The sequence below is a fragment of the Austwickia sp. TVS 96-490-7B genome (genome assembly GCF_019331795.1).
Lineage (GTDB): Bacteria > Actinomycetota > Actinomycetes > Actinomycetales > Dermatophilaceae > Austwickia.
In genome coordinates, this window is sequence record NZ_JAHPZL010000025.1 from 16,646 (window position 1) to 42,292 (window position 25,647).

Below are 25,647 nucleotides of genomic sequence, written 5' to 3' on the forward strand. Positions count from 1 at the left end.
TGCTCAGCCGCCGAAACGGTTAGCGTTAGCAGACTCGGTCTGCTGGTAGCCATCGTTGGCGTTGGCCAGCGCCTTACCGATCTGTGCGAGGACGCCATTGAGGTTGGCAGCGGCGGAGTCCCAGCGGCGCTGCTTCTCGTTGTAGCTGGCGGCGGCGCTACCGGTCCAGGTCTGCACCATCGGCTGAAGCATCCGCTTCAGCTCGTCCAGCTGCTGGTTCATCTGCGTGGCGGTCTGCGCGACGTGTGACTGGGTGTTGCCCAAGCCCCCGAAATTAACGCCAATCTCGGACATAGTGAAACCTTCCATCCCTGAAGAACTACAAAAACGAGTGTGGTGGGCGTCAGCCCATGTTGAGGCCGGAACCGGCAGCCTTCATCCCCTGCATGCTGGCTTCTTCCTGAGCGGAGTAAGCCTTACCGGACTGACGGATCTGGTCGGCGATCTCACGCAGCGCGGTGTTGAGGTTCTTGGCTTCCGTGTTCCACTGAACCATCAGGCTCTGGAAGCTGGCCGATGCCTGACCCTTCCAGTGACCGCTGGCACTCTGGCACTCAGCCTGCAGCGACTGAAGCTTCCCCTGAATCCCCTCGTTGATCTGCTCCACCTGTGAGGCTGCACGCTGCATCGCCTCAAGTTCTGCGCCGAAACCTGCACCGGCCATGATCGTTCCTTCCGTCTCGTGATACGGGGTGAGTTCACCCCGGTAGGATCCCCCTGCACGGCGGCGTGTTTCGGAAGTTACACCGAGTCACTGACACGCCGCCACCGGCATCCACAGATTGTTGAATCATTGTCCACAGCATCTCGATGGCATCCCTCATGCTGTGCCACCATGATATGAGACGAACGTCCGTATCGCTGGTGCTCAGCAGAACAAACCTCATGAAGTGGGGTGATTCAACGCTGCCCACGAAGATGTCCGGGTCAGCCGGGTTGAACATGTGCACAACGGACCGGCTAGTCCCAAGGAATGGTCACTCAGTGAATGCACAGCAGGTGCCCGCAGGCTGAGAAGTCCCGTGTTCCGTTCTCCAGGGAGAGCCATGTCTCAGGCCACCGGCCAGTTCCCCCCGCATGACATCGCATCGCAGGTTGCCACCAGACGAGCCCGCCACCCGTCCGGGCCCCGCCTGCCCGGAACGTTCTTGCATTGGTGGTCGGCTGGCGTGTTTCTGCTCTTCGCCGGGGTGCTCCTGGGGTGGTATGTCACCGTTCGAGGACCGGTGGGCACCGGCGAGATGGCTGTGGACCAATGGCTGCACGACCATCAACGGCCGTGGCTGGATGGGCTCTCTGTCGTCGTAGCGCTCGGGCTGGGACCTATCGCCGCGCCGATCACGATCCTGCTGATGGGCGCCGTGGTCTGGCGGCGCCACCGATGGGCCGCAACAGTGGCGGTGGTGACCACCATGATCGGATGGCTATCTGTGGGGTTCGGCAAACTGTTTTTTCACCGGGCGCGGCCCCCTTTTGCCTCGGCGGACACGCTCTCATTTGAGGGTCAACATGACAGCTTTCCCTCCGGACATGTCGCCTTCGCTGTCGCCCTGACACTGGCGTTGGTCCTCGCTGCCAGGGCCATGAAACGCTCCACGCTCCTCATCTGGATTGTGGGGATCATGGTGACCGCGGTTGTCGCGGTGGCACGGATGTACGCTGGCGCTCATTTCTGGGGAGATGTCGCGGCGGCCCCGCTTTTCGCAGGAGGCGGAGTGTGCTGTCTTATTGCCTGTTGGTCCACTCTCCCGGTGATCTGGCAAGACGGGATATACGAAAGCCTGACCCACATCCGGAGACACCAACGCCGTCACTAAATCGCCAGCAGCGCCCGCCCTGCCGGGTAGCGGGCGGCTGACTGCCTCGCCAGATCCACGCAGAGCACAGTCAACGGCAGCTCGGCCACTGCCGCCATGGCCACAGCCCGCCACAGCTGCGACCCGTCGACCCAGGCCGTCCCGACATCGACGCAGGCATCAATGAGCAGCAACGTTGCCGCCGCGACTGCGAAGAAGACCGCCGAAGAGGACCGGCGTAACGCCAGGACACCACCCACTCCCAACGCGAGCAATTCCAGCAGATCCCAACATTGCCACCACCGGTCGTTGTCGGCACCGGCAGGCAACACCACGCCCAGCATCGGGATCCACACCAGGAGCAACGCAGCAGAACCCAGCATGACCACCGACAGCTGCTGGCGGGTGGCGATGGTGGTCATCACGGCTCCTCTGCGGGGACGGGGCAGCGCCGTACGACGGTCGAGGACCGTCAGTGCAGCGGGGACACCTCCACCATCGGACGTGCACCCTCCGATCCGCTCGGAAGAAGCTATGACCTCACTGTGAACGCCACGTCGCGCAGGTCACCCTCACGCCTTGGGCTGCTCAGCCAAATCCTGGGGTGAAGTCCGCGGGTCCACCGGGGCTCCCGAGAGGTACGCCGCCCGCGCCAGCACGTTACTCGCCAGCGAAGACACCACCAGCAGCGCTCCGATCGTGGCGATGACTTTGATCAGGTCGATCGCTGAAAACCCTGCCACGAGGACCCGGTTGAGATATCCCGCGAGGACAATCAACGGCAGGCCTAAACCGGTGGCCGGGCTCAAGACGTTGATCCGGGAAAAGGCGTCCCGCTCGCGGACCATCGCGATCGCGCTGATCACCATGATCAACGCCCCGAGGACCACCAGGACAGGGATCAGCGCCTCGAGGACGACTTGGGGGGAACCGCCGGTCATCGTCGTCCTCTCGTGATGATGCGAGCTAGAGCTACTGTGGCCAAAATGCCCAGCAGCGCCGCGAGGAGGGCGGCATCCACCGCCGCTGCGGAATCGGTCACCATGCCGAGCATCACCAGCAGCCCGACAGTGGAAAAAAAGACCAAGTCGCCGACCACCGCGCGGCTCGCGCCGTCCTTTGCGGTGGCGACCCGCACGAGTCCCAGCACCACTGCTGCGCCGAGCAGCAGACCAGCGATCGTCAGACCGATGATCATGGGCTCTCCTCTCCTCGAACGCTGGGGTGGGGCGGGATAGCGGGGAGTTCCTTAGCGGTGCCGCGAGACGCCCGCAGCAATCTGGTCTCCATGTCGTACAAACCATCTAGGGCTTCTTGCCGGGACTTGGCAAACATGGCGTGCACAAAGAGCGTGGGCGGACTGTCTCCGTCCGCGGCGGCCGTGCCCAACACGAGGGTTCCTGGTGTGATGGTGATGGAACTCGCCAGGATGGTGATCTCCAAGTCGGAGGCGCAGCGCAGGGGCATTTCCACGATTGCTGGGGTGCTGATCGTGCGCGGATGGATCGCTGCGACCGCGACCTGCCACGAGCCGAGAAGGACTTCACGTACGAGGAACGCGAGGTACGTCGCCTTGTGCCACAGTTTCATCGCAGGACCGCCTGGACGTATGGACCTAGATCCAGTAGACCTCGGGCGGCTCGATCAGCCACGGGGAACAACCAGCCTGCGCCGAGGAACATCGCCACCGAGAGTGCTGCCATCACTGCTCCTGGGGCGATCAATCGCGCCGACACCCGGTGGTCTTCGGGGAGAGGCATCAAGTCACCTCGACCAGAAGCGGCGTCGTCCGGGCGATATCGGCTCATCGGTTTGCCCCAGAAAACGTCCCCCCACAGTCGTTGCACCGCGATCAAGGAGACCACAGAGGACAGCACGATCGCGATCACGATGACGATGTTCAACCAGTTGGTGGACGCTGCGACTGTCGCGGTGACCAGACCGACCTTGCCCCACAGACCAGAGGTGGGGGGCAACCCCACGAGGGAGAACAACCCCAGTGCGATCACGACCGCCACCGCGGGATCACGTTTGATCAGACCATTCAATCGATCGAAGCGGCCGGTTCCGTAGGTCTTTTCGATCGCACCGGCGCCCATCACCAGGGCTCCCATCGTGACGATGTGATGGGCCATGTAGAACAGGCCAGCGGCCAGAGACGCGCTGGTGAAGACCACCAGGCCTATCAAGATATGACCCACGCCGCTGACCATCTGATAGGCCAGCGCTGACCGGATCCGGCGTTCACCGACCGTGGAGAGCGCACCCACCACCATGGTGACGACGACAACCAGAGCTAAGACTGGCATCCACGGAGCGGCGGTACCGCCGTAAACGGTCGCGTAGATCCGGTACAACCCGTACAAGGCGACTTTGGTGTGCAACCCACTGAACAGGGCCATCACCCCCGGGGAGGTGGCCGGGTAGGCACGGGGCAGCCAGCCGTGGACCGGGACCACTCCGCCCTTAATCGACAAGGCCAACAGCACTAGGGCGACTGCAGCTCCTGCGCGAGGATCTTTCGCGGCGACTCCGACAAGCGCAGCCAGATTGGCCGTGCCCGTCACGCCGTACACAAATCCCACCCCGATCAGGAGGAACGTGCTGGTCACGAGGTTGACGACGATAAACATTCGGGCGACACCCAGTCGTCGCCACGTCCCGGTCAAGGCGAGAAGAGCGTACGACGGCAGCAGCATGACCTCGACAAACACAAACAGGTTGAACATGTCTGCGGTCAAGAGAGCCCCGTTGACGCCGGCGGTCAACATCAGCGCTAGCGACGGCACGAACCGGTATCGGTCTTCACCCGTGCAGATGAGGAAAATGTTGCTCATCATCGTCGCCATACCGGTGATGACCAGCATCCCGGCGGAAAGTGTGTCCGAGGCAAAGGGAATGGCGATGCCAGGGACGTATCCGCCGACGCCATGCGCGAGCACCGGCACCTGCCGGTGTAAGCACACCAGAGCGACACCGCCGGTGAGGACGGCCAAGGGCACCCCGACCATCAGAGTGCGTTCCACCCAGGCGCGCCGCCAGATGACGGTCAGAGCAGCGGCTGCCAGCGGTAACGCCACAAACAACGGCAGGTAGATGGCCCAGGACTGGGCAGTCAACTGTGGGTCCGCGGAGATCATCGGTCGTGGGTCTCCCCGGTCGAGGGTGCCAGATGGGTGTCGTCATTGTGTCCCAGCACCGCCAGCATCAACATCAGCACAGTCACGGCCAGGGTGATCACGATCGCCGTGAGCACGAAGGCTTGCGGGAGCGGGTCAGCCATTTCGGTGATCCCGGTGCGGCCGGTGATGGGTTCGCCACGCCAGGCAGTCACCCCGGCGGTCAACAGGATCAGGTTGGTGGCGTGGCTGAGCAGGCCGATCCCAAAGACGATCCGCACCATGCTGCGTTGCAGCACCAGGTAGGTGCCTCCGGTGACGAGCAGGGCCACAGTTCCGGCGATGATCATCGTCCGACCTCCTTGGGGCGGCGGCCGCTGGCCAGATGGGTGGTGCGGACCCCGACCCGCATGGGGCCAGCACCGGCGGGTTCACCGCGCACGGTGTCTAGCGGTCCGCTAAGTTCGCCTTCGACGCTTTCGTCGACGCGTTCCCTGGTCGCTTCTCCACCGGAGTGTTCGGTGCTGGCCGCTGAGGTGCCCAACAGGTTGAAGGTCATCATGACGAGCCCCAACACAGCCAGGTAGACGCCGATGTCGAAGAGCATTGACGACGTGAGGTGAACGCTGCCCAGGTGGCCGTGCAGTGGTTCGAGGAAGGAGCCCTGCCCGACGAGTCCCCACAGGCCGGTCAGCACGGCCATGAGGATCCCGGAGCCGATCAGGCGCAGCGGTAGCCGCGGCGGGCCGATCTGGCGGTCTCGGGAGGTCGATAGGTAGGTCAAGCCGACCGCTGCCGACCCGATGAGTGCCGCGATGAAACCACCGCCAGGTTCGTTGTGGCCACGCAGGAAAATCAGCCCAGACAAGCCAGCCAACACTGGCACGACGAAACGCAGCATCAGTTGCAACCCCAGCACGTTGCTCCACGCTGAGGTGATCGCCCGGTGAGCGGTGCTCCCCTCAGGTCGCAATGCCGGCGCTGGTTCGGCTTGCTCGTCGCCGCGCAGCCGTGTCACTGGGTCGATGTGTTGGTGACGCACGGTGGAGAGGATGGCGACGAGCGCCACCCCGGTCATCCCGAGGACAGCGAGTTCACCGAGGGTGTCCAAGGCACGGAACTCGACGAGGATCACGTTGACGATGTTGGCGCCGCCGGAGACGCCGGAGGCGTGTTCCTGGTAGTAGTCGGTGACGCCACCGTCGGCGCGGCGCCCGTTGAGCAGGAATGTCGCGGCACCAGCGGTCATACCGACTCCGCAGGCCAGCGCCAGCGCCCAGGCGCGGCGCCGCGGCGCTGCTTCGCCGAACTGTCGGGGCAGCTTTTGCAACACCAGCATCATCACCACCACGGTGAGTGATTCCACGAGCAGCTGGGTCAAGGTGACGTCGGGGGCTCCCAACGCGAGGATCTGCACGGTGCACAACGCCCCTACTGCAGATAGCGACACCACCGCTGCGAGACGGTTGCGGGCACTGCAGACCATCGCTACTGCGGCAGCAACAAGGACAAACAGCAACAGATCGACTGGGCGGTTCAACTCACCGGGTGGCTGCGGTACGCCGACGCTGGCGGTCGCGGCCCATAGTCCCCCACCGACCACGACGATGAACGCGCCCATCAAGGCGGTGACCTGACGAGAGGGATAGTCCACGGAGACGGGTCGTGAGCACAGCTCGCCGATCCGAACTAGGACGGCGACACCGCGGCCGATGACAGTGGCCCCGTCGCCGGAGAACAGCGGTCGTTCCCACCATGTCCACCATGCTTGACGGCGCAGGACCAGCACGGTCCCGAGGAGGAACACTGCGGCGGTCGCGGCGAGTTCTACCGTGAATCCATGCCATAAGGACAGGTGGACGTGGGCGGCGTCACCATCTGTCGTCGAGCCACCGAGGGCGGCACGCAAAGCCTGATGCACGGGGGTGTCTAGAGCGGAAACCAACAAGCCCAGTGGGACTCCAGCCAGGATGGGCAGGGCTGCAGGTGCGACGAGTGCGGCATGGGGGCGCTCGACCGGGCGGTCGTCGGTGCCATCGATGAAAGCGCCGAAGACGACCTTGGCACAGTAGACGAAGGTCAGCACGCTCGCGGAGGCTGCCACCACCAAGGCAGCGGCGCCGTACCAGGTGGGGGTGTCGTGCCCTCCGGCGTACAGCAAACCGCTGAACAGTGACTCTTTTGAGACGAACCCGAGCAGCGGGGGGATACCGGCCATGGACGCGCAGCCGATCGCTGTGACGATGAAGGTGACCGGCATCGCGCTGCGCAACGGGGGCATCCGGCGGATATCGCGAGTGTGGACGGCGTGGTCGACCACGCCGACCATCATGAACAGACCTGACTTGAACAGTGCGTGGGCGATGGTGTGCAGTACGGCCGCAGCGAGGGCTGCCGCCGTACCGACTCCGATCGTGGCGACCAGCAGACCGAGCTGAGAGACCGTGGAGTAGGCCATCAGTTTTTTGAGGTCGTGCTGCTGGCAGGCGAACCATCCGCCCAGGCACGCCGTCACCAGTCCGGTGACAGTGAGAGCAATATTCCAGGTGGTCACTGCCTGAAACGCAGGGGTGAACCGGAGGAGCAGGAAGATCCCAGCTTTGACCACGGCCGCAGCGTGCAGGTAGGCACTGACTGGGGTGATCGCGGCCATCGCGTCGGGCAGCCACACGTGGAAGGGGAACTGCGCGGACTTGGTGAACCCAGCAATAGCCACGAGGGTCGCGGCGAGCGCGGCGAATCCGGGGTCTTCGCGCCACACCGGGTGGGCCAGGGCCGTGGACAGTGTGGTCGTACCCGTCCGATGGGTGATCGCAGCGACCGCGACGAGCAGCGACAACCCACCGACGAAGGTGATGAGCAGGGTGCGCATGGAGGCCTGCTCGCCAGCATGACCGGAGCGGGCAATCAGCAGGAACGACGCGATGCTGGTCAGCTCCCAGCAGATGAAAAGCAGGATCATGTCGTCCGCGAGAACCAAGCCGACCATGGCCAGCGTGAAGGTCGTCATGATCAGGTAGAAGCTGATCTGAGGGCCTGGGCCGAGATAACTCGCCGAATAGGCAAACACGATCGCGCCGATGATCAGCGCGATCAGCGCGAAGAGCACGCCCAGGCCGTCGGCACGCAACGCCAGGTCGACGTGCAGAGCGGGCACCCATGGGGTGCGCCAGCTGGGGGTGTGGCCGGTCATCACGTCCGCCACCACCGGCCAGAGCACCGCTGTGGCCAGCAGATAGAGCGCGGCGAGCGGCCAACCAGCGGCACGTCCCATCCGGGAGGCCGCGACCGGTGCCGAGACGACGGCCACGGCCAGCGTGAGCAGCGTGGCCACCATGGGCATACAGAGGTCCTTCGGTGATGGCTCGAGATGAGCGCATGGACGGGTGGGGTGCTCAACGGCGAGCGGGTGCCGTGACCACTGACCGCAGTGGTAGTGGTCACGCCGGTGGCCTTGGTGCGGCTATCGACGGGAGAGGTGCGGCACAACTACCTACGAAGGTACCGCTTTTCCACGGTTTCGTTGCAGGTCGCAGGTGGGTGAGCGGTCGGTAGTCGAGGTCGCCCCGCTAGCGTCCGCGCTGGTGATGAGGCCAGGTGAACGTCGAAGGTGACCATATGGCGACCTGTCTGGGGCGGTCGGCGACGCAGGTTCTCGCGAGCCGGTTCATCAACGACCGGCTCGTGGAACTGCAGCGTCTCGGCTCCTGGGCGAGGTGAGGGTGCGCCGTGCGAGCTAGTCTGACAATCATGCGCATTCGATTTGCACGCTATGGCGCCGTGATGTGTCTGCCACTGATCCTGGCTGCCTGCGCGGACAATTCGTCCGGTTCGCAGGCAGGAGCCTCATCAGCCAAGGCCTCCGGAGGCGGAGCAGAGTGCCCCGCCGCTGACGGGTCGGCCGCCCGTCGCACTGAATTCTCCGCTGCGCCCCCCATGTGCATCGACCCGGCGAAAACGTACACCGTGACGATGGGCACCGACGCAGGGGACATCAGCATCGAGCTGGACGCCAAAGCGGCGCCCAAGACCGTCAACAATTTCGTCGTCCTCGCCCGCTACCACTTCTATGACGGATTGACCTTCCACCGGGTGATCCCCGGGTTCGTCGCCCAAGGCGGCGACCCTCGCGGGAGTGGCAAGGGTGGCCCTGGATATTCGTTTGCCGACGAGTTGCCTGCCGGTGGCGCCTACCAGGTGGGATCGCTGGCGATGGCGAATTCCGGGCCGGACACCAACGGTAGCCAGTTCTTCATCATCACCGGAAACCACGGTGCTGCGCTGCCGCCCAATTATTCGCTGTTTGGCAAGGTCAACTCCGGGATGGACATTGTGGAAAAGATCGCCAAGGACGGCACCCCACAGGGCACCCCCACCACCGTGCACAAGATGACAAAAGTCACCGTCACCGAGAAGTGACCCGATCCCACCGGGAGGGCCACCAGGTCCTCCCGGCCAGCTCATAGACCAGCCCCGGGACCAGCAGCGATCGTACGACGAAGGTGTCCAACAACACCCCGAAGGCCACCAAGAAAGCGATCTGCGCCATAAATACCAGTGGGATCACCAACAACGCCGAGAACGTTGCCGCGAGCACTACCCCCGCTGACGTGATGACCCCGCCAGTCACCGCCACACCCACCGCCGTCGCCGCCCGCGTGCCCCGTCGTGGCGTCTCCTCCCGGATCCGCGTCATCAGGAAGATCGAATAGTCGACCCCCAAAGCGACAAGGAAAACAAACGCGTACAACGGGGTCACCGGGTCCGCCCCTGGGAAATCGAAAACGTGCCGAAACACCAACTCCCCAATACCCAGCGTCGCAGCGAACGACAACAGATTCGCCACGACCAACAACACCGACGCCACCAGCGAGCGCAATAACACCATCAACACCACAAACACCACAGCCAAAATTGCCGGGATCATCACCGCAAGATCCCGCTCCCCAGCAGCCCGGACATCAACAGTGACAGCACTCTGGCCACCCACCGCCAACCCCGAATCCACCCGATGCACCACATCCCGGATCTGACGCACCGTGTCCTGAGCCGCCGGTGAATCCGCCTGATCGGTCAGCGTCACCTGCATCAGCACCTTCCCATCCAGGACCACCGGCGGCATCATGTCCAAAGGCGGACGACCAGGACGAGCCTCCGGCGGCGGCGACAACACACCCACCGCCCCCACCCCAGCAATGGCCCGCACCGCGTCACCCACCGCACCTGTCTTCTCCTGCGGTACGACGAGCAACGCCGGCTGGCCCGTCCCGCCAGGGAAATGCTCCCGAATAGTGGCGGCGCCCTCCACTGACTCCACCGACGTCCGAAACATCTGTGACTGACTCAGACCTTCCGCGCGGAACGTCGGAGCCCAAGCCGCCGCCAACAACAACCCCACCGTCACCACCACCCACACCAGACGCGGACGCGCCGTCACCCGACGAGCCACCCTCGCCCACAGCCCAGACCGACTCGACACCTCATCCGAACGGACATGATCAACCCGCGGAATCCGCGGCCAAAACACCCGCCGACCACCCAACACCAGCACCGCAGGCAAAAACGTCGTCGCCGCCGCTAACGCCCCAAGGATGCCTAACGCACTGATCGGCCCCAGCCCCCGAGTCCCACCCAACTGAGCACCCATCAGACACAACAACGCCAACACCACAGTCGCCGCAGACGCCAACACCGGCTCCACCGTGCCACGCCACGCAGCACGCATCGCATCCCAACACGACTCGTACTGGTGCAACTCCTCCCGATACCGAGCCACCACCAACAACGCATAATCCGTGGCCGCACCCACCACCAAGATCGACAAAATGCCCTGACTCTGCCCAGTCACCCCAATCCGACCGCTCTGCGCCAACGGATAAATCACCGCCGCCGCCGCAGCCAACCCCACCACCGCCGACGCCAACACCACCACCGGCAACACCGGACTGCGATACACCAACAACAAAATCACCAACACCACCGACAACGCCACCACCAACAACACACCATCAATCCCCGCGAACGCCCTCCCCACATCCGCGACCAACCCACCCGGCCCACTCACCTGCACCCGCAAATCCGACGAACTCAACTTGGCGCCAGCACCAGCACGCAACCCCTCAGCGACCGCCTCCGCACCGCTGACATCCCCCACCTTCCCCGCCACAACCTGCGCATCCGCCGTCACCGGCACCAACACCGCATGCTTGTCCTGACTGGGAATCAGCACGCCGTACGGCGCTCGCAGCAGATCGCGCAGGTGTTTGCTCTCGTCGGCGGGAACTGTCAGATCCGGCACCGATATCGCCAACCGCCGTACCCCATTGATGTCTTCCTCAGACAATGCCTCCCCGGAGCTTCTCGTCACCACCACTAGGAACGGCAAACCCTGGCCGGAAGTGAACGCTTCTGCTTGTTCAGCGGCTCGCCGCGATTCGGCATCCACCGGCAAGAACGACGCTTGGTCGTTTTTTTGCAAGCCGGACAGCGCCCCCACCAGTGGGCCGCCGACCCCACCCAGCACGAGCCACGCGATCACCACGAGCAATGCCAGTCCTGTGAAACGCCGAGTCATGACGCCCTCCCCGGAAACCGGTCTGATACATCGAGACTGACAGATCCACCCCTGCGATGGGGCATCAACGGTGTCTCTGCACGCCTGACAGAATCGAACTCGCCGACACAGCAGTCGCCACCGTCGAGGAAGGGACGTCCATGGAGGTCGTCATCTGTCAGGACGTCGAGCAGGCCGCCGAGCGCGCCGCCGACGCCATCACCGCCCTTTTCGTCGCCCACCCGGACGCCGTGCTGGGGGTAGCCACCGGGTCAAGTCCGTTAGGTATCTATGCGGCCCTCGGCCGGCGTGTCGCCGACGGCCAAGTCAGCTTGGCGCTGGCGTCGGCGTACATGCTTGACGAATACGTGGGACTAGCTGCCGATCACCCCGAGCGATATCGCAACGTCATCGAACGAGAATTCGTGGCGCGTGTCGATATCGATCCGAGCCGAGTCCATGGACCAGACGGCCTGGCTGATGATCTCCCCGCAGCCTGCGCCGCCTATGAGCAATCCATCGCCGCCGATGGAGGGATCGACTTGCAGATCCTTGGGATCGGCACCGACGGGCATATCGCGTTTAATGAGCCAGGCAGCTCGCTAGCCTCCAGGACTCGCATCAAAACCTTGACCTGCCAAACTCGGGCCGACAATGCCCGTTTTTTTGGTGGAAATCTGGACCAGGTCCCCACGCATTGCCTCACCCAAGGCATCGGCACCATCATGGACGCTCGCCACCTCCTGCTCGTCGCTACCGGACGCGCCAAAGCTGAAGCCGTCCATCACCTCGTCGAGGGGCCCATCAGTGCGATGTGGCCAGCCACTATCTTGCAAATGCATCCATATGTCACCGTCCTCCTTGATGATGCTGCCGCGTCACGTTTGCAACTGTCGTCATATTTCAAAGAGACGTACGACGCCAAACCTGCCTGGCAAGACTTGTGATTCGGTAGGCGTGACGGGAGCTGTAGATAGATACAGTTTCGGCGGATGTCTGTCATGGTGCGGATGAGACACATCCGCCGAAACTGTTACCTCCCTCTGAATTTCGTTGACAAACAGGTGATTTCACGGAGGAGAAGTTGCCGCTCGGGGTCAGAAGCTCACCTTGACAAAAACGTGACCAGAAAGTATTTGACATCACTGTGAGCAACCTGTGAAGATCATCGCCATCGGGGGCATAAGTAGGCAGTGCAGCCGATGTGCAATGCCGACGATCTCCAAAGAATCGCTGGGGTTTTCCTGCGATAGCTTCCCATGCATGGGAATAGCCCGCGTTTGACTCAAGCCGGGCTGCGCCGTGGCTGACCTCCGCCTGTGAACGATGAAGGTGAATCGCATAAATGCGCCGACCAGACATGCTGAATAAATCCTTTGCGGTGGCAGCCAGTGCAGTATTTGTTGCTGCGCTGACTGGCTGCTCAGTCGATAGCTCTGCTGGTCCAGTGAGCCCAGCTGATGCAGCTAAGGCCTCATCTGCCTGGGTGGAGATCCAGCAGCGCAAGGAGGAAGTTTCCAATCTGGAGACTTTGATCGCTAAGAAATGCATGAAGGACGCTCATTACAAGGTCTTCCCTTCGCCCATTAAGGCAATCCCCGATGTTGTTCCCGAAGGGACGCTAAGTCTCACTGAAGGGGAAGCTAAGAAAAATGGTTATCGCCTCTCTGAAGTGACAGGGAATCCTGAAAAGGATGATGATGATGGAAATTTGGAGTGGGAAAATTCTACTCAGGAATATAAAAAGAAGTATTCGGTTGCATATTTTGGCGATGATGCCAGCAGTGTGAGCTATTCTTCTCCGCAAGGAGAAACCTCGATCTCGACCACCGGCTGTCTTGCCGAGGCTCGAAAAACTCTGTATGGCGACTTGGAGCGCATGCTTCGATTGGGTTGGATCGAATCGAATGAGCTGAAGCCGCTAGTTGGTAAGAAGGTCTCTGCTGATCCTGATCTGGCTGATGTCCACAAAAAGTGGAGCTCGTGCATGAAAGAGAAAAACTTTCAATACGGCGAGCCTGCGCAGGCCAGGAAAGCGGTGGTCAGCCTTTATGAGAAGGGCGAGCGCGAAAAGGCAAAGTCTCAAGAAATGGAGACCGCTCTCGCGGATGCTCAGTGTCAGCAGGTGAGCGGTTACGTTGCTACTTACCAAGCTGTAGAGAAAAAAGCCACCGGAGAGGTTTACGGCAAGAAGGTTGAGGATATTGTCGCCTGGCGGGACATGCTGATTAAAGCTCGAGAAAACGGTCTGGCTGCCCTTCGATGACTCGGGGAGGACTGCTCTGGAAAAAACGAGGTGTGCGAGTGGTCTCCACCATGGTGGCGGGGACCGCGCTCCTCGCCACCGGTCTCTACGTCGTATCGACCAAGGCAGTTAGTCCGGCGCAAAAGGCGGCGACATCTCGACCGCCTCAAGCCTCGCGTCTCACTGCGACTGTGGAGATCAAACAACCCGCTGAACGCATCGCTCTGCGAGGCAAGGTCACCCGTGAAGGCACTCGGCAGGTTGTCGTCAAGGGCAAATCCCCTGGTGAGCAGGTAGTCACCAAGCTCTACCTTGATCCACAACGGCCCTTCCAAGCGCCAGCCCTCATCGCCGACGTCTCCGGCAAGCCGATCGTGGCCCTTGTCGGTGACTTCCCGCTCTACCGAGATATTGCACTCAAAGATTCCGGTCCTGACGTGGCGCAACTCCAAAAAGCCCTCCTCGGCTACGGCCCAGGCTGCCGCGTTACCGGGACCTACGACGCGTGCACCGCCGCAGCAAAAAACGCGCTCATGGCCCGACTCGGTATCACCTCAACCCGGGCAGCCAAGGGCACCACAGGAGTCAGCCAAAGCGACATCGTCTTTGTCCCAGCAGGTCGCCTCGCAGTCGACAAAACTCACGTCAAAGTGGGCGACACTCTCAACGGCCCACTCCTCACCGTGTCCTACGGGGAAGCCCGCGTCACCGCTGACATCCCCGAGTCGATGACTGACGCCGCCAACCAATGGCAGCCTGGAAGCCCCGCCACCATGCGCGGCGCCAACGGCCAGGTCACCTTGAAATTACATCGAGTGCAACGCGCCGCCGCGGCAGCAACCAACGCTACCGGGCCAACTGGATCCCCAGAAGGTGGGAAAGAACGACCCAACGAAGGCCAATCCGACAACGACACGCCACAAGCAGTGTTGACCGGTCCTAGCGGGGAGCTCACCGCCGCTGGCACCGGCCAGTTCCCCGTCACTCTCACCGTCAAAACCGCGCCACGCCCCGAGCTGACCGTCCCTGTCAGCGCCATCTGGACGGACCCCTCCGGAGCCCGCTATCTCCGCCGGGTCATCAATGAGGAATCCGACGAAAAAATTCCCCTCCTCACCGCTGAAAACTGGGGTGGATGGGTGCAAGTCACCCCCACCACCCCAGGAACTCTGAAAGAAGGGGACTCCGTTCTCGTCGGCTACCAGGACCAAGGCGCCAGCAGTCCATGACCGACACGGTGGCGACATCACCAGACGCATCGCTTTCCCTCCGCGATATCACCAGGGTCTACCAAGGCCCGCCACCCGTCACCGCTCTTGCTGGGGTCGCCATGGACCTCCACGGCGGACAAATGTGCTGCCTCACCGGAGCATCTGGGTCAGGGAAATCCACCCTGCTCAACATCCTCGGCATGATCGACACCCCCACAGCAGGCGCTTATCTCCTCAACGGTCAAGCCGTCCACGACCTTGATGAACGCGCCCAAGCACAGGTACGGCGTACCCGCATCGGTTTTGTCTTTCAAGCGTTCCACCTCATCCCGCACCTGACGGTCCTCGACAACGTGTGCTTGCCAATGATGCTGAACCGCGTGCCAGTGCGGCAACGACGAGAACAGGCAATGGCAGGACTCGAAGAAATGGGCTTAACCCATCGCAGCACCGCCAACCCGAAATCTCTTTCCGGCGGCGAAATGCAACGCGTCGCGATCGCCAGAGCCCTCGTCATGTCACCCACAGTGCTGCTTTGCGACGAGCCGACCGGCAACCTCGACCGACGTAACTCAGCTGCGGTCCTCGACGTCATTCAAGGGCTGCGAGCCCCGTCCCGGATCATCGTCATGGTCACCCACGACCCTGAAGTCGCAGCACTCGGTGACATGGAGGTGGTGTTAGCAGATGGCGCAGTCGAAAAGACCCGCATCCGGACCCACGATTCCTGACCTATTGCGAGACAGTTTCCTCACCATACTTGGCCGCACCGGCAGCGCCATCCGCACCGCATGCGGGGTGAGCATCGGCATTGCAGCTGCCGTAGCGACCCTGATTATTTCGACCAGCGCAGCAGGAGCCATCAGCGACCGGTTTGACGAACGCGCCGCGACACGCGTCACCGCCATCCAACCCAGCAACGAACAACACTGCATCGATACCGCCACGGCCCAACGAGCCACCCAGGTCAACGGCGTGATCGTAGCCGGAGGCCTCTGCCAGAAGGCGTCATTAACCGCAGTGACCTTCCCCGAAGCACCGCCATTCGGCGCAAAACATGACCTGCACACGGCGTACGTCGACGCCTCTACAGCTGACGCCTTGTCGCTGGTGATCGAGTCAGGTCGATTCTTCGACGCCGCCATGGTGCAGCAACGACATCGAGTAGCCGTCGTCGACATCGTTGCGGCCAAAGAGATAGGTCTCACCTGGCCGGTGCAACAGCAATCGCTGTGGATTGACGGCTTTTCTTACCACATCATTGGGGTGACCTCCGATCCGTCCGGAGCCGTGACTGGTCGCGTGCTGATCCCGTCATGGGCGGCGCCCCCCAAGGCTGACATTCACGGTTCCGTCATCGTACGGACAGCACTGGGAGCAGCTGACCAGGTCGCGGCAGAATTGCCGTTGGCATTGGATCCGTCCCGCCCGACGTTTTACAAAACTTTGGTGCAAGCATCCCTGGGACAGCTACGTGAAGAAGTCTCTCAGGAAACTCAATTCCTTGTCCTGGGGTTGTCCCTCGTATCGTTGCTGGTCGGCGCGATTGGAGTGGCAAACACCATGTTGATCGCAGTCTTGGAACGGCGCGCCGAAATCGGGTTGCGGGTCGCCCTCGGATCGACTAAACGAACCATCGCAGCACTCTTTTTCATCGAAGGCGCGTACGTCGGTGCACTGGGCGGGGTGATCGGAGTGATCACCGGGGTGTTGGTCAGTTTGTCAGTTTGTGTTTATCGCGGATGGATCGCCGTGCTGGACGTGCGTGTGTGTGTGGTGGGTTTGCTCGTGGGAGCGCTGGTTGGGATGCTTGCCGCAGTGTGGCCAGCAGTCCGGGCAGCGCAAGTCAGCCCAGCAGCCAGTCTTCGCGGTCTGTGACCGGCGACCAGCGCTACTGACGAAATTTCAACAAGTCGTGCGGGCAGAGTTCACCTCTGCCTGCTATGAGCTGAACTTTGATGTGATCACCCTGGCGAAAGTTGTTGCACATTAAAGTAGTGCGGGCGTCTTTGGGTTTTTAGTGATGACCTGTCAGAGGTGTGGGGGGTGACCCCAAAACTCGCGCGATCTGTACTACAGTCAAATTCTGTGAGTGTGGCTACACGGGCTTACGTCAAGGTTGCCGCACGCTCCCTTGGATATGACCTGAAGATGTTGGCATCTCCAAAAAACCTGTTCAAGATTCATCTCTTGGGCAGTATTGATCCGCAGGTTAGAACTTCCCTTGGGTTAAGGATCAGGAATAAATAAGCTCTGCAAGATCAGTTGCCGAAAGGTGATCTGCCCCCAATTCTCTCTACTGAAGGGACTGAAAAGGAAATGGTGGAACATCCTCAAAATAAGGTGAAAGAGACTAATAACTTCGTAGGTTCAATGGCTTCATTTTTATACATTTTCCATTTGGTGGCCGCTAGGTTTACTAGTCGTGATAGCTTTATTTCATTAGTTTTTCTCGTGATTGGCGTGGCCATCGTTGCTGCTCGGATCGTCAAAATTAAATGCGATCTATCTACGTTCACTCTCACGTTTTCAATGGCCGTCCTGTTTGGGCTGCTGCTTTCCGTACGAGCTTTTCTGTAGAGCACCTGCAGGTCAGGGCGGGTCAGGTGAGGCGGGCGATGCGCGACGGATTGACAGTTCCCCGTGGGGCAGGAAGAGTCCAAGCAAGGAATGATCCAGCGGCTCTGACAACACTGAGCCCTGGCACTTCTCCCAGTCGGTACACCATCGGCTTGCGACGTAAATCCAGCAGATATTGGCCTGGATCTCCCTGTCCGCTGCCGTTGCCCCACGCGACAAACCCCGTGCCGCACACCACGTGTGCGTTGCCTCCAGCTAAAGGCACATCCAAGTCCTGACCATTTCGACGTACGATCAATCGACCCCGGCCCGGATCAGGACCAGCCAGACCAAACGCGACCATCTCAGGGCCAGCACAAAAACTAGACAACGACTCTCGGTCGCGCAATCGAGGTCCCGGAATGGGATGACGTGCCCCCGTAGCCCGGTCAATGCTCGTCAGATGCACCTCGTGCCGATCCAACGCCGGGTCGGCATCCACTGCGAGGAGTCGGCTGCCATCCCACACTGGACTAAACACCGACCGAGCCAACACTCGTGGCGCAGTATTGCCATCCACAGGAGCCGCGAACAATCGAGACGGCCCAGGTCGAGTCCCCGGAGCAGCTGGTGTCCCTGCGGTCCAATACGCTGATGTGCCGTCAGTGGCAAGACTCGCATCCGAATCAGGAAGTACCGGAGAAAGCAACCCAGCCTTAGCTGAAGATTGCGAGTCGCCAATCATCAGAGGTGAGACGTTATCGTCAGACGCCATAATGCGCCAGTCTTCGTCGTCCATGCGGGTGCTGGATGTCTCGCGCCACACAAAACGGCCACCGGCAGAAGTCGCGCTAACCGCCTGACGTGGCGGGCCCGCCAGATCTTCCGGCAGATCACGGTGGCCACTTTTGTCGATGAGGACGGCATGACCACGCCCCAACCGTTGCCCCTCACTACGAGTGGCGTGAAACGCCAACACCCGACCAGTCGACGCAAGAGCCAACACCCGGCCGATCTCACTGCTCACGGTGCGTTCATCCGCAAATAATCCTGGGGGTGGCGCTGCCCACGTCACCGTCCCGTGATCTGGGGAAGAGGGTGCTGGTGCCTCGGCGCACCCGCCGAGGCATCCCACCACCACTGTCAGAGTGGCCAGCCCCGCTCGCGCGGCACGACCCATCAGCGAGCAATCCCGTTGTACTGCAAGTGGTCAGCCGCGAACTGCTCCGTGTCAACCGTCACCGTGGGCGCTTGCACCGAGCGATACCACGACACCGTTGGGGCGTTGTACGCCGGATCAGTCCAGGTGCTCGTGCCCTTCGCGTCGTCGTAGGCATAACCCACGATCCAATGCCCGATGGTGCGGTCAACCGGGTGACCGTTGTAATGAACCCCGCCCGCGATTTCCACCGCGTCAGCGGCGATCGGTCGTTTCTGCACGCCCACCACAGAATGTAATGCGTCCCAGGCCTGCTCCCCGGTTGGCTTATCTACCTGCGTATACAGCGGAGCCCCCAACCACCGGTTCAAACCTGTCACAAACGTGCCAGCTTTCCACTTGGTGGCTTCCTCACGGTCCGTGTCCATATAACCCGGCGCAGCCAACGCCTCCTGACTCAACGGCGCGCCATCAGCTCGACTAGTCGTGGCCCCGACAGCACGAGCGATCATCTCCCCAGATGCCGGACCGCAGTAGTACTTCTTGATCTGCGGGATCTGAGTGACTGGCAACGACGTCGACGAGGGCGGCGTGTCAGAGCTAGTTGGCGCCGACAACCGACCCGAGGATGTCGTGGGCGTTTCCACGGCGCGCGCCGATGACATGGGCAACAGGCAGCACACGCCGATGACGACAGAACCGCTCAGGGCACGACGGAGGGTACGACGAACGACAGCCACAGCGACCTCATTTCCTCACAGATAGCTAGCATCCGCACCATAGACGACGCCTCTGCAAAGTGAATCAGCGGGACTGAAACGTACACAGGGGAACTGGATCACCAGGTGAGGTGGGCAGTCACGATTCCCAGATGCGGATGTTGGCTTCTACCGCTCCGGTGTAATTGCCGCGCGCTGTCGTTGCGGCTTTTTCCATCACCCGCACCGCATGCCGCATCTTTTGTGCACCTTTCAACCATTTCTGGTGAGCCTCGGCTTGCGCGTTGGCAGCGTTGCCAGTCCAGCTATGTTGTAGGCGCCCCATAGCACGGTCGATGTCTGCTAGATCATCGGCGAGGGTTTTGGTGTAAGAAGTCAGATCTGCGATGGCGCGGTCGAGAGCGGCCGCGTCAATCTTGTAGATTGTCATGACATATCCCTCTGCTAGGGGTGGACTCACTGCATGTTGAGACCGGAGCTCCGGCCACCGTGAAGGCCCTGTGCGGATCTGGCAAGTCCTCTGCTAGCGGCCTCGTCCTGAGATTGATAGTCAGCGAGACTCGCGCTGATGGCGCGACCCATCTGATCTAGACCCGCGAGGACTTCATCAGCAGCGTGACACCACTCCCGCCATGCGGTGGTGTAGGCCTTGCAGGCATTGCCTTGCCAACCCGAAGAAATAAGGGAGTCAACAGATTTGCTGATGCTGTCCCTTTTGTTGGTCAGGTGTGTCTTTGCTTCGGCGACTTCGGTGGCAGCTTGCCGCAGCGCGGCGATGTCTGCGCTGAACTGCCCCATCAGAGTCCTCTCCTGAATCTGCCCTGCTGCCAGCGCATTGGATGGGGTAGCTGCTAAATCCGGCCAGGGACATGCCACTCTGCTGTCCTCATTGTCAGGGTGTCAGGCTATGGCCGGTACGACTCCGGAGTGTGCGTCGTGGGGGAAGGGATACGACAAAGCTGCGACATCTGCAGCGAAGACATTATGTGACTTAGAAGGAATTCTGAGGTCTTTCTCAGCAGCTTGCGTGGCATCAGCAGCCAATCACGATATTGCAGAAGCAATGTCGGCGGGGAAGCGAGCGCCTTCCTCCCCGTTGCCTTCGATGCCCTCACCGAAGAATGCGGCTGCACCAGTGTCGTGCGCGGGTGGCAACGGATTGACCCCGGACAACTGGGGGATCATCGCAGAAGTTGCTGCCCTGGCGTGGCCTGATGCAGACATTGACAAGCTTCGAGCCGCTGCAGACGCCTGGGATCAGGCGGCCCGCACTGTCGACGACGTTGGCCATGGCGTGCAAGACGCGTTGGCAAAAATGGATGGCCTTGTCACCGGTGAGATGGGTGCCGTAGAAGGAAAATTCGCGGCGCTGGCTGAGCATGTGGATCTGGTCGGTAAGCAGTGTCGGGACCTTCGGGACGCCTGTCGGGGCTATGCGGACGAAATGCAGAAAGTTCACGACGAAGTCATCGAAGCCCTGGTGGAGATGGCTGCGTCGATCGGGGTGACGATCGTGGTGGGGGTGGCGCTCAGCGTGGTCACCGCCGGAGCGTCAGCAGCGGCGTCAGGTCTGATCTCTGCGGCAGAAGCAGGGGTCTTCGCGACCCGGATCAGCGTCATTTTGTTGAAGGTGGCGGCCATAGCTGCTCGGATTTCGTCGACTGTGACGAAGGTGATCGAGGTGGTCGGTGCCACTGGTAGAGCGGGGGCGCTGACGGTGCGAATGGTTCGCTTTTCCGGGAAATTGGTCACCTTCGCCGCAGCTGACTCAGTTGTCAACGTGGGTGTCGATGCGGTGATGCATGGCGGTCGGCCAGTCGATGTGGCCGGAGACGTGCGGGACGGTGTCCTCTATGCGCCGTTTGGCCCGCTGGGGGAGAAGATCGGGCGGATGGCCGCGCCGGCGATCAAGAAAGCTTCACGCTGGGTCGCCGATGACATGCGGACAGCGTTGGCGCGGGTGGGGAGTATCGAGATCCCACGGCTACCTGAGCCCCCAGCGGTGCTGGCAGGAGTGGGTGGTGCGTTACCGAGCAGCATGGCTTCAAAGCCGTTGACGGTCGGTGAAGTCGTGGCTTCGTGGGGCGTCATGTTCAAGACCCGACCTGTGAAGGTCGGGAACAAAGCCTTGTATCGTGATCAACATGGGATGATCAACACTAACAAGATTGGAAAGGCGGTGACAATTAACGAACGACGCTTAGGCAGGGCCATGGAAGCAGAAGGAAGGAAAAAGGAATACGGGTATACGGCACACCATATCCTGCCAGGGGGCTACGATAGGCCTGTACTGAATGCAGTGAAAGAGAAATTTGCGCAGTGGGGCTTTGATTTTGATGATCCCGCTAATGGCGCATGGCTTCCTAACAGGAACGCCCCTAAAGATAGTGTCGGAGTGTCTCACGTTACTATACATACCCTCGATTACTTAGATTGGGTTGCGAGAGAGTTGGTGTCAGCTAGGAATCTTGAGGAGGGGAAGTTCCTGCTCCGTAAGATTGGGAGTCTCTTAGAGTCTGGCTCGACTCCTTGGATTGAATAAATGAGAGGAGAATATATGAAGATATTCGAAGCTTGGAATGCTCGCGGGATGGAAGTAATAGATCCCTGCAGTGGCAGCTTGTGGTTACAAGTGGAAGACCAGCGACGCATAGAAGCAGGCTCATTCTATAATTCAGGACCTTGGGTCCCTCCTGAATTTAAAATTGAACGTAATCCACTTCCTGACGACGAGGTGGAATTCTATTTGCCTTCTAAAGTGTCCGCGATGTTGGGGAGATATCTGATCTTGAGAGATCAGGCAATATCCTCGATAAGTCACTTATTGGAGCCGTATGGGGAGTTACTTCCGCTGGCTTGCGGCGAAGCCGAACTAATGCTGTGGTGGCCGCGCATGGTCGTGGACTGCCTCATAGATGATGTTAATGAGGCGGGTGAACTCTTGTGGTCTATTGATAACGAGCGTGTACTCATGATTCAAGAACCCGAGTTTGATCCGCAACGGGTTCCAGATTGTGGCGCGTTTGTGTTACCGCAACCGAAGTACCCGAGTTTAGTGTGGTTTACTGAGGAATTAGTTGAAAAACTGTTGGCGACAGGCAACACCGCGGGGATACGATTCAGAGAGGCATGGGATTCAGAAAAAAATAGCTTTAAGAAAAGCATCAAATAAGGGCGTTATTCACGAGGCGTTAGCGACCCACCCCCTACACTCCGGGAAACAATCGATACACACCTGTCACCATACGCATATATAAAAACATCGGCCGCTTTGAGATCATTGGGTTAGACGACTCACATCTCTCATGAAAGCGACCGATGCGGTACCAGTCTACAACAGGACTCGATCACGATGCACTCGATGAACTCGTCAGGCGGGTCATTGACATTTTTCACTCCCGGGGAGTCGACTTGAGTAGACATCGGTTGCCCGTCAAAGAACACGTCATCCTCACCCTGGAACTCCTACGGAACAATCTGTCACAAACGTTCCTAGCTGATCTGCTAGTGTCCTGAGTCATTAGTTCGCTGGCGGTCGGGTAGGATCTGTGTATGCCGGGTCCTGCCGCGAAGTCTCTTGTCCTGACCGATCATGAGCGTTCGGTTCTGGTGGGGTGGGTGCGTCGTCCGACGTCGTCGGCGCGGTTGGTGCAGCGGGCCTCGATCGTGTTGGCGTATGCCGATGATCTGTCGGTTGCCGGGGTGGCGCGGCGGCTGGGAGTGAGTGCGCCGACGGTGGCGAAGTGGCGAGATCGGTTCTTGGTGGGTCGTCTTGATGGTCTGGATGACGCGCCGCGGCCAGGGCAGCCGCGCAAGCTGACGGACGAACAGATCAACGCCCTGATCACGCGGACCTTGCAGGATGCCCCACCGAAGGGGGACACGCAGTGGTCGACGCGGTCGATGGCGGCCGGCCAGGGGTTGAACCAGACCCAGGTGTCGCGGATCTGGCGGGCGTTCGGCCTCAAACCCCACGCGGTGGACTCTTAGAAGCTGTCCAAGGACCCCGACTTCGTGGACAAAGTCCGCGACATCGTGGGGCTGTACATGTCACCGCCACAAAACGCGTTGGTCTTCGCCGTGGACGAGAAGTCGCAGATCCAGGCCCTGGACCGGACCGCGCCGATCCTGCCGATGATGCCCGGGACGCCCGCGCGAGCCACCCACGACTACGTCCGCCACGGCACCACCACACTGTTCGCCGCGCTGGACATCCTCACCGGGTCGGTGATCGCACGCAACTACCGCCGCCACCGCTCAGCGGAGTTCTTGCGCTTCCTCAAAGAGGTCGAGGCAGCCACCCCCAAAGACCTCGACCTGCACCTTGTCCTGGACAACTACGCCACCCACAAGACACCGGCCGTCAAGGCATGGCTGCTCAAGCACCCCCGCGTGGTGCTGCACTTCACCCCCACCTCGGCGTCCTGGCGGGGCCTGGTCGAGCGCTGGTTCGCCGAGCTGACCCGCCGAAAGCTTCAACACTCAACCCACCGCTCCGTCATCGAACTCGAACGCGACATCGTGACCTGGACCCAGAACTGGAACAAGGACCCCAAACCATTCGTCTGGACCAAGATCGCCGACCAGATCCTCGAAACCCTCGCGGGCTACTGCCAACGAATCAACGACTCAAGACACTAGATATTTCACAATCCACCGCTTCTCGAATCTATCGCAGGATGCTCCCGGTCATCAATGAAGCACTCATCTTGACAGGTATCCCCATAGAGCAAGCAGCCAGTGATGGCCGAGCCATCCTCATCGACGGCACGTACGTCCCAACGGGCAACCGCCCAGCTCAGGGGCAAGATCTCACCAAAGCAAACTACTCCGGCAAACGCCGTTGCCAGTGTTTAAGCATCCAGGTCGCTTCCACCTTGGAAGGACAACTCCTAGCGATCTCCACACCGGTTCCCGGAGCTCGACATGACTCTGCTGCTCTCGACCTCACCGGCTGGTCACAGATCCTCACAGAAAACCACACGCCATGGATAGCCGACACCGCTTACATCGTCCATGGAGCACGAACGCCTCTCAAAAAGAAGAAAGGACAAGAGCGAACCGACCATGAGAAACGCTACAACAAAGAAATATCAAGCATTCGCAGCCATGTCGAACACGCCATCGGACACCTTAAACAATGGAAAATCCTCGCCACCGGCTATCGAGGCAGACTCACCGAACTCCCCGATATCATTGCCGTCATTACCCGACTCGAGCTCTATCGACTTGGCTGGTAGCCAAGAATGACCTGGAAACGCCTCGTGAATAACGCCCTCAGTACATGGGCCCCGCTTCTGCTTACTCGGCCGTATTGGAATCTATCCACCACGACGTCGAACAACTTATTAATGCAAACCCATCCATGTTCAGTTTCACTAATCAGAGTAACACGATACTCGAGATAAGGGACTTCCAGACAGCAGGCGTTGTTGCCTTCGCCCGCGGGTGCCCATTACATAAGCAAAAGGCAGGAAAAACCAAAATTTCGAACCAAACAGTTCAGGTGAAGGACGAATACCTGCAAAAGTGCATACAAGACATGCAGTCGCTAGTTGATAAACTATAGGTCGCTCCTCTCAGGGCGTTATTCACGAGGCGTTTCTAGGCCATTCTTGACTATCTGCCGATTCGGCATAGCTCGATTCGGGTGGTAGTGGCGAAGATGTCGGGGAGTTCGGCGAGTCTTCCCCGGTAACCGGTGGCGAGGATTTTCCATTGTTTAAGGTGTCCGATGGCGCGTTCGACACGGCTGCGGATGCTGGGTTTTTTTGTTGTAGTGTTTTTCATTGTCGGCTCATTCGTGTCCTTTCTTCTTTGTGAGGGGTGTCAGTGCGCCCTGGGCGGCGTCGGCGATCCATGGTGTGCGGTTTTCTGCGAGGATCTGTGACTCGCCGGTGAGGTCGAGGGTAGCGGAGTCGTGTCGAGCTCCTGGAGTGGGAACAGATGTTGCGAGGAGTTGTCGGGTCAGGGTGGAGGCAACCTGGATGTTGAAACACTGGCAACGGCGTTTGCCGGAGTAGTTGGCTTTCGTGACCTCTTTCCCCTGAGCTGGGCGGTTTCCGGTAGGGACGTAGGTGCCATCGATGAGGCATAGCTCGGCCATCACTCGCAGCTTGCTCTATGGGGATACCTGTCAAGAGGAGAGTTTTCAGGCGGGCATGCACGGTGCCGTGCTCGTCGCGGGTCAGGTCGACCATCCCGGTGAGCATCCTTGGGCCGCGAACACGCTGGTCGACGTGCTGCCACACATGCTCGTCAACACCCAGCATGGCCACGCCATCGA

The 25,647-nt window shown here is 60.7% G+C and carries 26 protein-coding genes and 2 pseudogenes; 11 read left to right on the top strand and 17 right to left on the bottom strand.

The features are described from left to right. Positions 1-3 precede the first annotated feature (3 nt). Both KEM60_RS15175 and KEM60_RS15180 read right to left on the bottom strand, forming a co-directional pair. Positions 4-294, bottom strand: coding sequence for a WXG100 family type VII secretion target (locus KEM60_RS15175; RefSeq protein ID WP_219108767.1), 291 nt, complete (start codon positions 292-294; stop codon positions 4-6). A gap of 49 nt (positions 295-343) precedes the next feature. Further along, positions 344-664, bottom strand: coding sequence for a WXG100 family type VII secretion target (locus tag KEM60_RS15180; RefSeq protein WP_219108769.1), 321 nt, complete (start codon positions 662-664; stop codon positions 344-346). A 382-nt stretch (positions 665-1,046) separates the two neighbouring features. Here KEM60_RS15180 and KEM60_RS15185 point away from each other — a divergent pair, with 382 nt between their 5' ends. Next, positions 1,047-1,817, top strand: a complete 771-nt coding sequence (locus KEM60_RS15185) for a phosphatase PAP2 family protein (protein WP_219108771.1) — start codon at positions 1,047-1,049, stop codon at positions 1,815-1,817. On the opposite strand, the gene KEM60_RS15190 is transcribed toward KEM60_RS15185, so the two are convergent. From KEM60_RS15190 to KEM60_RS15220, 7 genes are all read right to left on the bottom strand, one after another. Further along, positions 1,814-2,218 carry a hypothetical protein gene (locus tag KEM60_RS15190; RefSeq protein WP_219108773.1) on the bottom strand — a complete coding sequence of 135 codons (405 nt, stop codon included), beginning with the start codon at positions 2,216-2,218 and terminating at the stop codon, positions 1,814-1,816. The two genes, KEM60_RS15185 and KEM60_RS15190, sit on opposite strands and share 4 nt — an antisense overlap. 150 nt (positions 2,219-2,368) lie before the next feature. Next, on the bottom strand, positions 2,369-2,737 hold the full coding sequence (locus tag KEM60_RS15195) for a monovalent cation/H(+) antiporter subunit G (RefSeq protein ID WP_219108775.1): 369 nt from the start codon (positions 2,735-2,737) through the stop codon (positions 2,369-2,371). Continuing rightward, positions 2,734-2,994, bottom strand: a complete 261-nt coding sequence (locus tag KEM60_RS15200; protein WP_219108777.1) for a monovalent cation/H+ antiporter complex subunit F — start codon at positions 2,992-2,994, stop codon at positions 2,734-2,736. The genes KEM60_RS15195 and KEM60_RS15200 overlap by 4 nt, the downstream gene beginning before the upstream one ends. After that, positions 2,991-3,386, bottom strand: a complete 396-nt coding sequence (locus KEM60_RS15205) for a Na+/H+ antiporter subunit E (RefSeq protein ID WP_219108779.1) — start codon at positions 3,384-3,386, stop codon at positions 2,991-2,993. The genes KEM60_RS15200 and KEM60_RS15205 overlap by 4 nt, the downstream gene beginning before the upstream one ends. After that, positions 3,383-4,936: a monovalent cation/H+ antiporter subunit D family protein gene (locus tag KEM60_RS15210; RefSeq protein WP_219108781.1), complete on the bottom strand. Its 1,554-nt coding sequence runs from the start codon at positions 4,934-4,936 to the stop codon at positions 3,383-3,385. The genes KEM60_RS15205 and KEM60_RS15210 overlap by 4 nt, the downstream gene beginning before the upstream one ends. Next, a complete protein-coding gene (locus KEM60_RS15215) occupies positions 4,933-5,265 on the bottom strand; it encodes a sodium:proton antiporter (RefSeq protein ID WP_219108783.1) in 333 nt (110 codons plus the stop codon). Before KEM60_RS15215 ends, KEM60_RS15210 begins: the two co-directional genes overlap by 4 nt. After that, positions 5,262-8,258, bottom strand: coding sequence for a DUF4040 family protein (locus tag KEM60_RS15220; RefSeq protein WP_219108785.1), 2,997 nt, complete (start codon positions 8,256-8,258; stop codon positions 5,262-5,264). Before KEM60_RS15220 ends, KEM60_RS15215 begins: the two co-directional genes overlap by 4 nt. A 407-nt stretch (positions 8,259-8,665) precedes the next feature. Between KEM60_RS15220 and KEM60_RS15225 the strand changes: the two genes are divergently transcribed. After that, entirely contained in the window at positions 8,666-9,334 is a 669-nt protein-coding gene (locus KEM60_RS15225) for a peptidylprolyl isomerase (RefSeq protein ID WP_219108787.1), read from the top strand. Here the strand turns inward: KEM60_RS15225 and KEM60_RS15230 are convergent. Continuing rightward, positions 9,321-11,489 (bottom strand): MMPL family transporter, encoded by a 2,169-nt coding sequence (locus KEM60_RS15230; RefSeq protein WP_219108789.1) that lies wholly within the window; start codon positions 11,487-11,489, stop codon positions 9,321-9,323. The two genes, KEM60_RS15225 and KEM60_RS15230, sit on opposite strands and share 14 nt — an antisense overlap. 140 nt (positions 11,490-11,629) lie before the next feature. On the opposite strand from KEM60_RS15230, the gene nagB reads away from it, so the two are divergent. The 5 genes from nagB to KEM60_RS15255 all read left to right on the top strand — a co-directional run bounded on the left by nagB (position 11,630) and on the right by KEM60_RS15255 (position 16,802). Continuing rightward, positions 11,630-12,415 (top strand): glucosamine-6-phosphate deaminase, encoded by a 786-nt coding sequence (gene nagB, locus KEM60_RS15235; RefSeq protein ID WP_219108791.1) that lies wholly within the window; start codon positions 11,630-11,632, stop codon positions 12,413-12,415. A 398-nt stretch (positions 12,416-12,813) separates the two neighbouring features. Beyond that, positions 12,814-13,734, top strand: coding sequence for a hypothetical protein (locus KEM60_RS15240; RefSeq protein WP_219108792.1), 921 nt, complete (start codon positions 12,814-12,816; stop codon positions 13,732-13,734). 38 nt (positions 13,735-13,772) lie between these two features. Further along, complete coding sequence (locus KEM60_RS15245) at positions 13,773-14,942, top strand: peptidoglycan-binding protein (protein WP_219108794.1); 1,170 nt, start codon at positions 13,773-13,775, stop codon at positions 14,940-14,942. Beyond that, on the top strand, positions 14,939-15,655 hold the full coding sequence (locus KEM60_RS15250; RefSeq protein ID WP_219108796.1) for an ABC transporter ATP-binding protein: 717 nt from the start codon (positions 14,939-14,941) through the stop codon (positions 15,653-15,655). The genes KEM60_RS15245 and KEM60_RS15250 overlap by 4 nt, the downstream gene beginning before the upstream one ends. Further along, positions 15,612-16,802 (top strand): ABC transporter permease, encoded by a 1,191-nt coding sequence (locus KEM60_RS15255; protein WP_219108798.1) that lies wholly within the window; start codon positions 15,612-15,614, stop codon positions 16,800-16,802. The genes KEM60_RS15250 and KEM60_RS15255 overlap by 44 nt, the downstream gene beginning before the upstream one ends. 724 nt (positions 16,803-17,526) lie before the next feature. Here KEM60_RS15255 and KEM60_RS15260 read toward each other — a convergent pair. The 4 genes from KEM60_RS15260 to KEM60_RS15275 all read right to left on the bottom strand — a co-directional run bounded on the left by KEM60_RS15260 (position 17,527) and on the right by KEM60_RS15275 (position 20,159). After that, on the bottom strand, positions 17,527-18,663 hold the full coding sequence (locus KEM60_RS15260; protein ID WP_219108800.1) for a hypothetical protein: 1,137 nt from the start codon (positions 18,661-18,663) through the stop codon (positions 17,527-17,529). After that, on the bottom strand, positions 18,663-19,382 hold the full coding sequence (locus tag KEM60_RS15265) for a hypothetical protein (protein WP_219108802.1): 720 nt from the start codon (positions 19,380-19,382) through the stop codon (positions 18,663-18,665). The genes KEM60_RS15260 and KEM60_RS15265 overlap by 1 nt, the downstream gene beginning before the upstream one ends. A 118-nt stretch (positions 19,383-19,500) precedes the next feature. Then, on the bottom strand, positions 19,501-19,791 hold the full coding sequence (locus tag KEM60_RS15270; RefSeq protein WP_219108804.1) for a WXG100 family type VII secretion target: 291 nt from the start codon (positions 19,789-19,791) through the stop codon (positions 19,501-19,503). A 26-nt stretch (positions 19,792-19,817) separates the two neighbouring features. Then, positions 19,818-20,159, bottom strand: coding sequence for a WXG100 family type VII secretion target (locus KEM60_RS15275; RefSeq protein ID WP_219108806.1), 342 nt, complete (start codon positions 20,157-20,159; stop codon positions 19,818-19,820). Between the two features lie 229 nt (positions 20,160-20,388). Between KEM60_RS15275 and KEM60_RS15280 the strand changes: the two genes are divergently transcribed. The 4 genes and pseudogenes from KEM60_RS15280 (at position 20,389) to KEM60_RS15295 (ending at position 24,601) form a co-directional block, all read left to right on the top strand. Then, positions 20,389-21,903 (top strand): AHH domain-containing protein, encoded by a 1,515-nt coding sequence (locus tag KEM60_RS15280; protein ID WP_219108808.1) that lies wholly within the window; start codon positions 20,389-20,391, stop codon positions 21,901-21,903. Between the two features lie 15 nt (positions 21,904-21,918). After that, positions 21,919-22,533, top strand: a complete 615-nt coding sequence (locus tag KEM60_RS15285) for a hypothetical protein (protein WP_219108811.1) — start codon at positions 21,919-21,921, stop codon at positions 22,531-22,533. Between the two features lie 380 nt (positions 22,534-22,913). Then, positions 22,914-24,002, top strand: a pseudogene (locus tag KEM60_RS15290) (IS630 family transposase). Between the two features lie 38 nt (positions 24,003-24,040). Then, entirely contained in the window at positions 24,041-24,601 is a 561-nt protein-coding gene (locus KEM60_RS15295) for a transposase family protein (protein ID WP_219108813.1), read from the top strand. A gap of 379 nt (positions 24,602-24,980) precedes the next feature. On the opposite strand, the gene KEM60_RS15300 is transcribed toward KEM60_RS15295, so the two are convergent. From KEM60_RS15300 to KEM60_RS16710, 3 genes and pseudogenes are all read right to left on the bottom strand, one after another. After that, entirely contained in the window at positions 24,981-25,151 is a 171-nt protein-coding gene (locus KEM60_RS15300; protein WP_219108815.1) for a hypothetical protein, read from the bottom strand. Positions 25,152-25,158: 7 nt separating this feature from the next. Beyond that, positions 25,159-25,467: a transposase family protein gene (locus KEM60_RS15305; protein ID WP_219108817.1), complete on the bottom strand. Its 309-nt coding sequence runs from the start codon at positions 25,465-25,467 to the stop codon at positions 25,159-25,161. A gap of 34 nt (positions 25,468-25,501) precedes the next feature. Continuing rightward, positions 25,502-25,647: pseudogene (locus KEM60_RS16710) on the bottom strand (ISL3 family transposase); the annotation flags it as partial.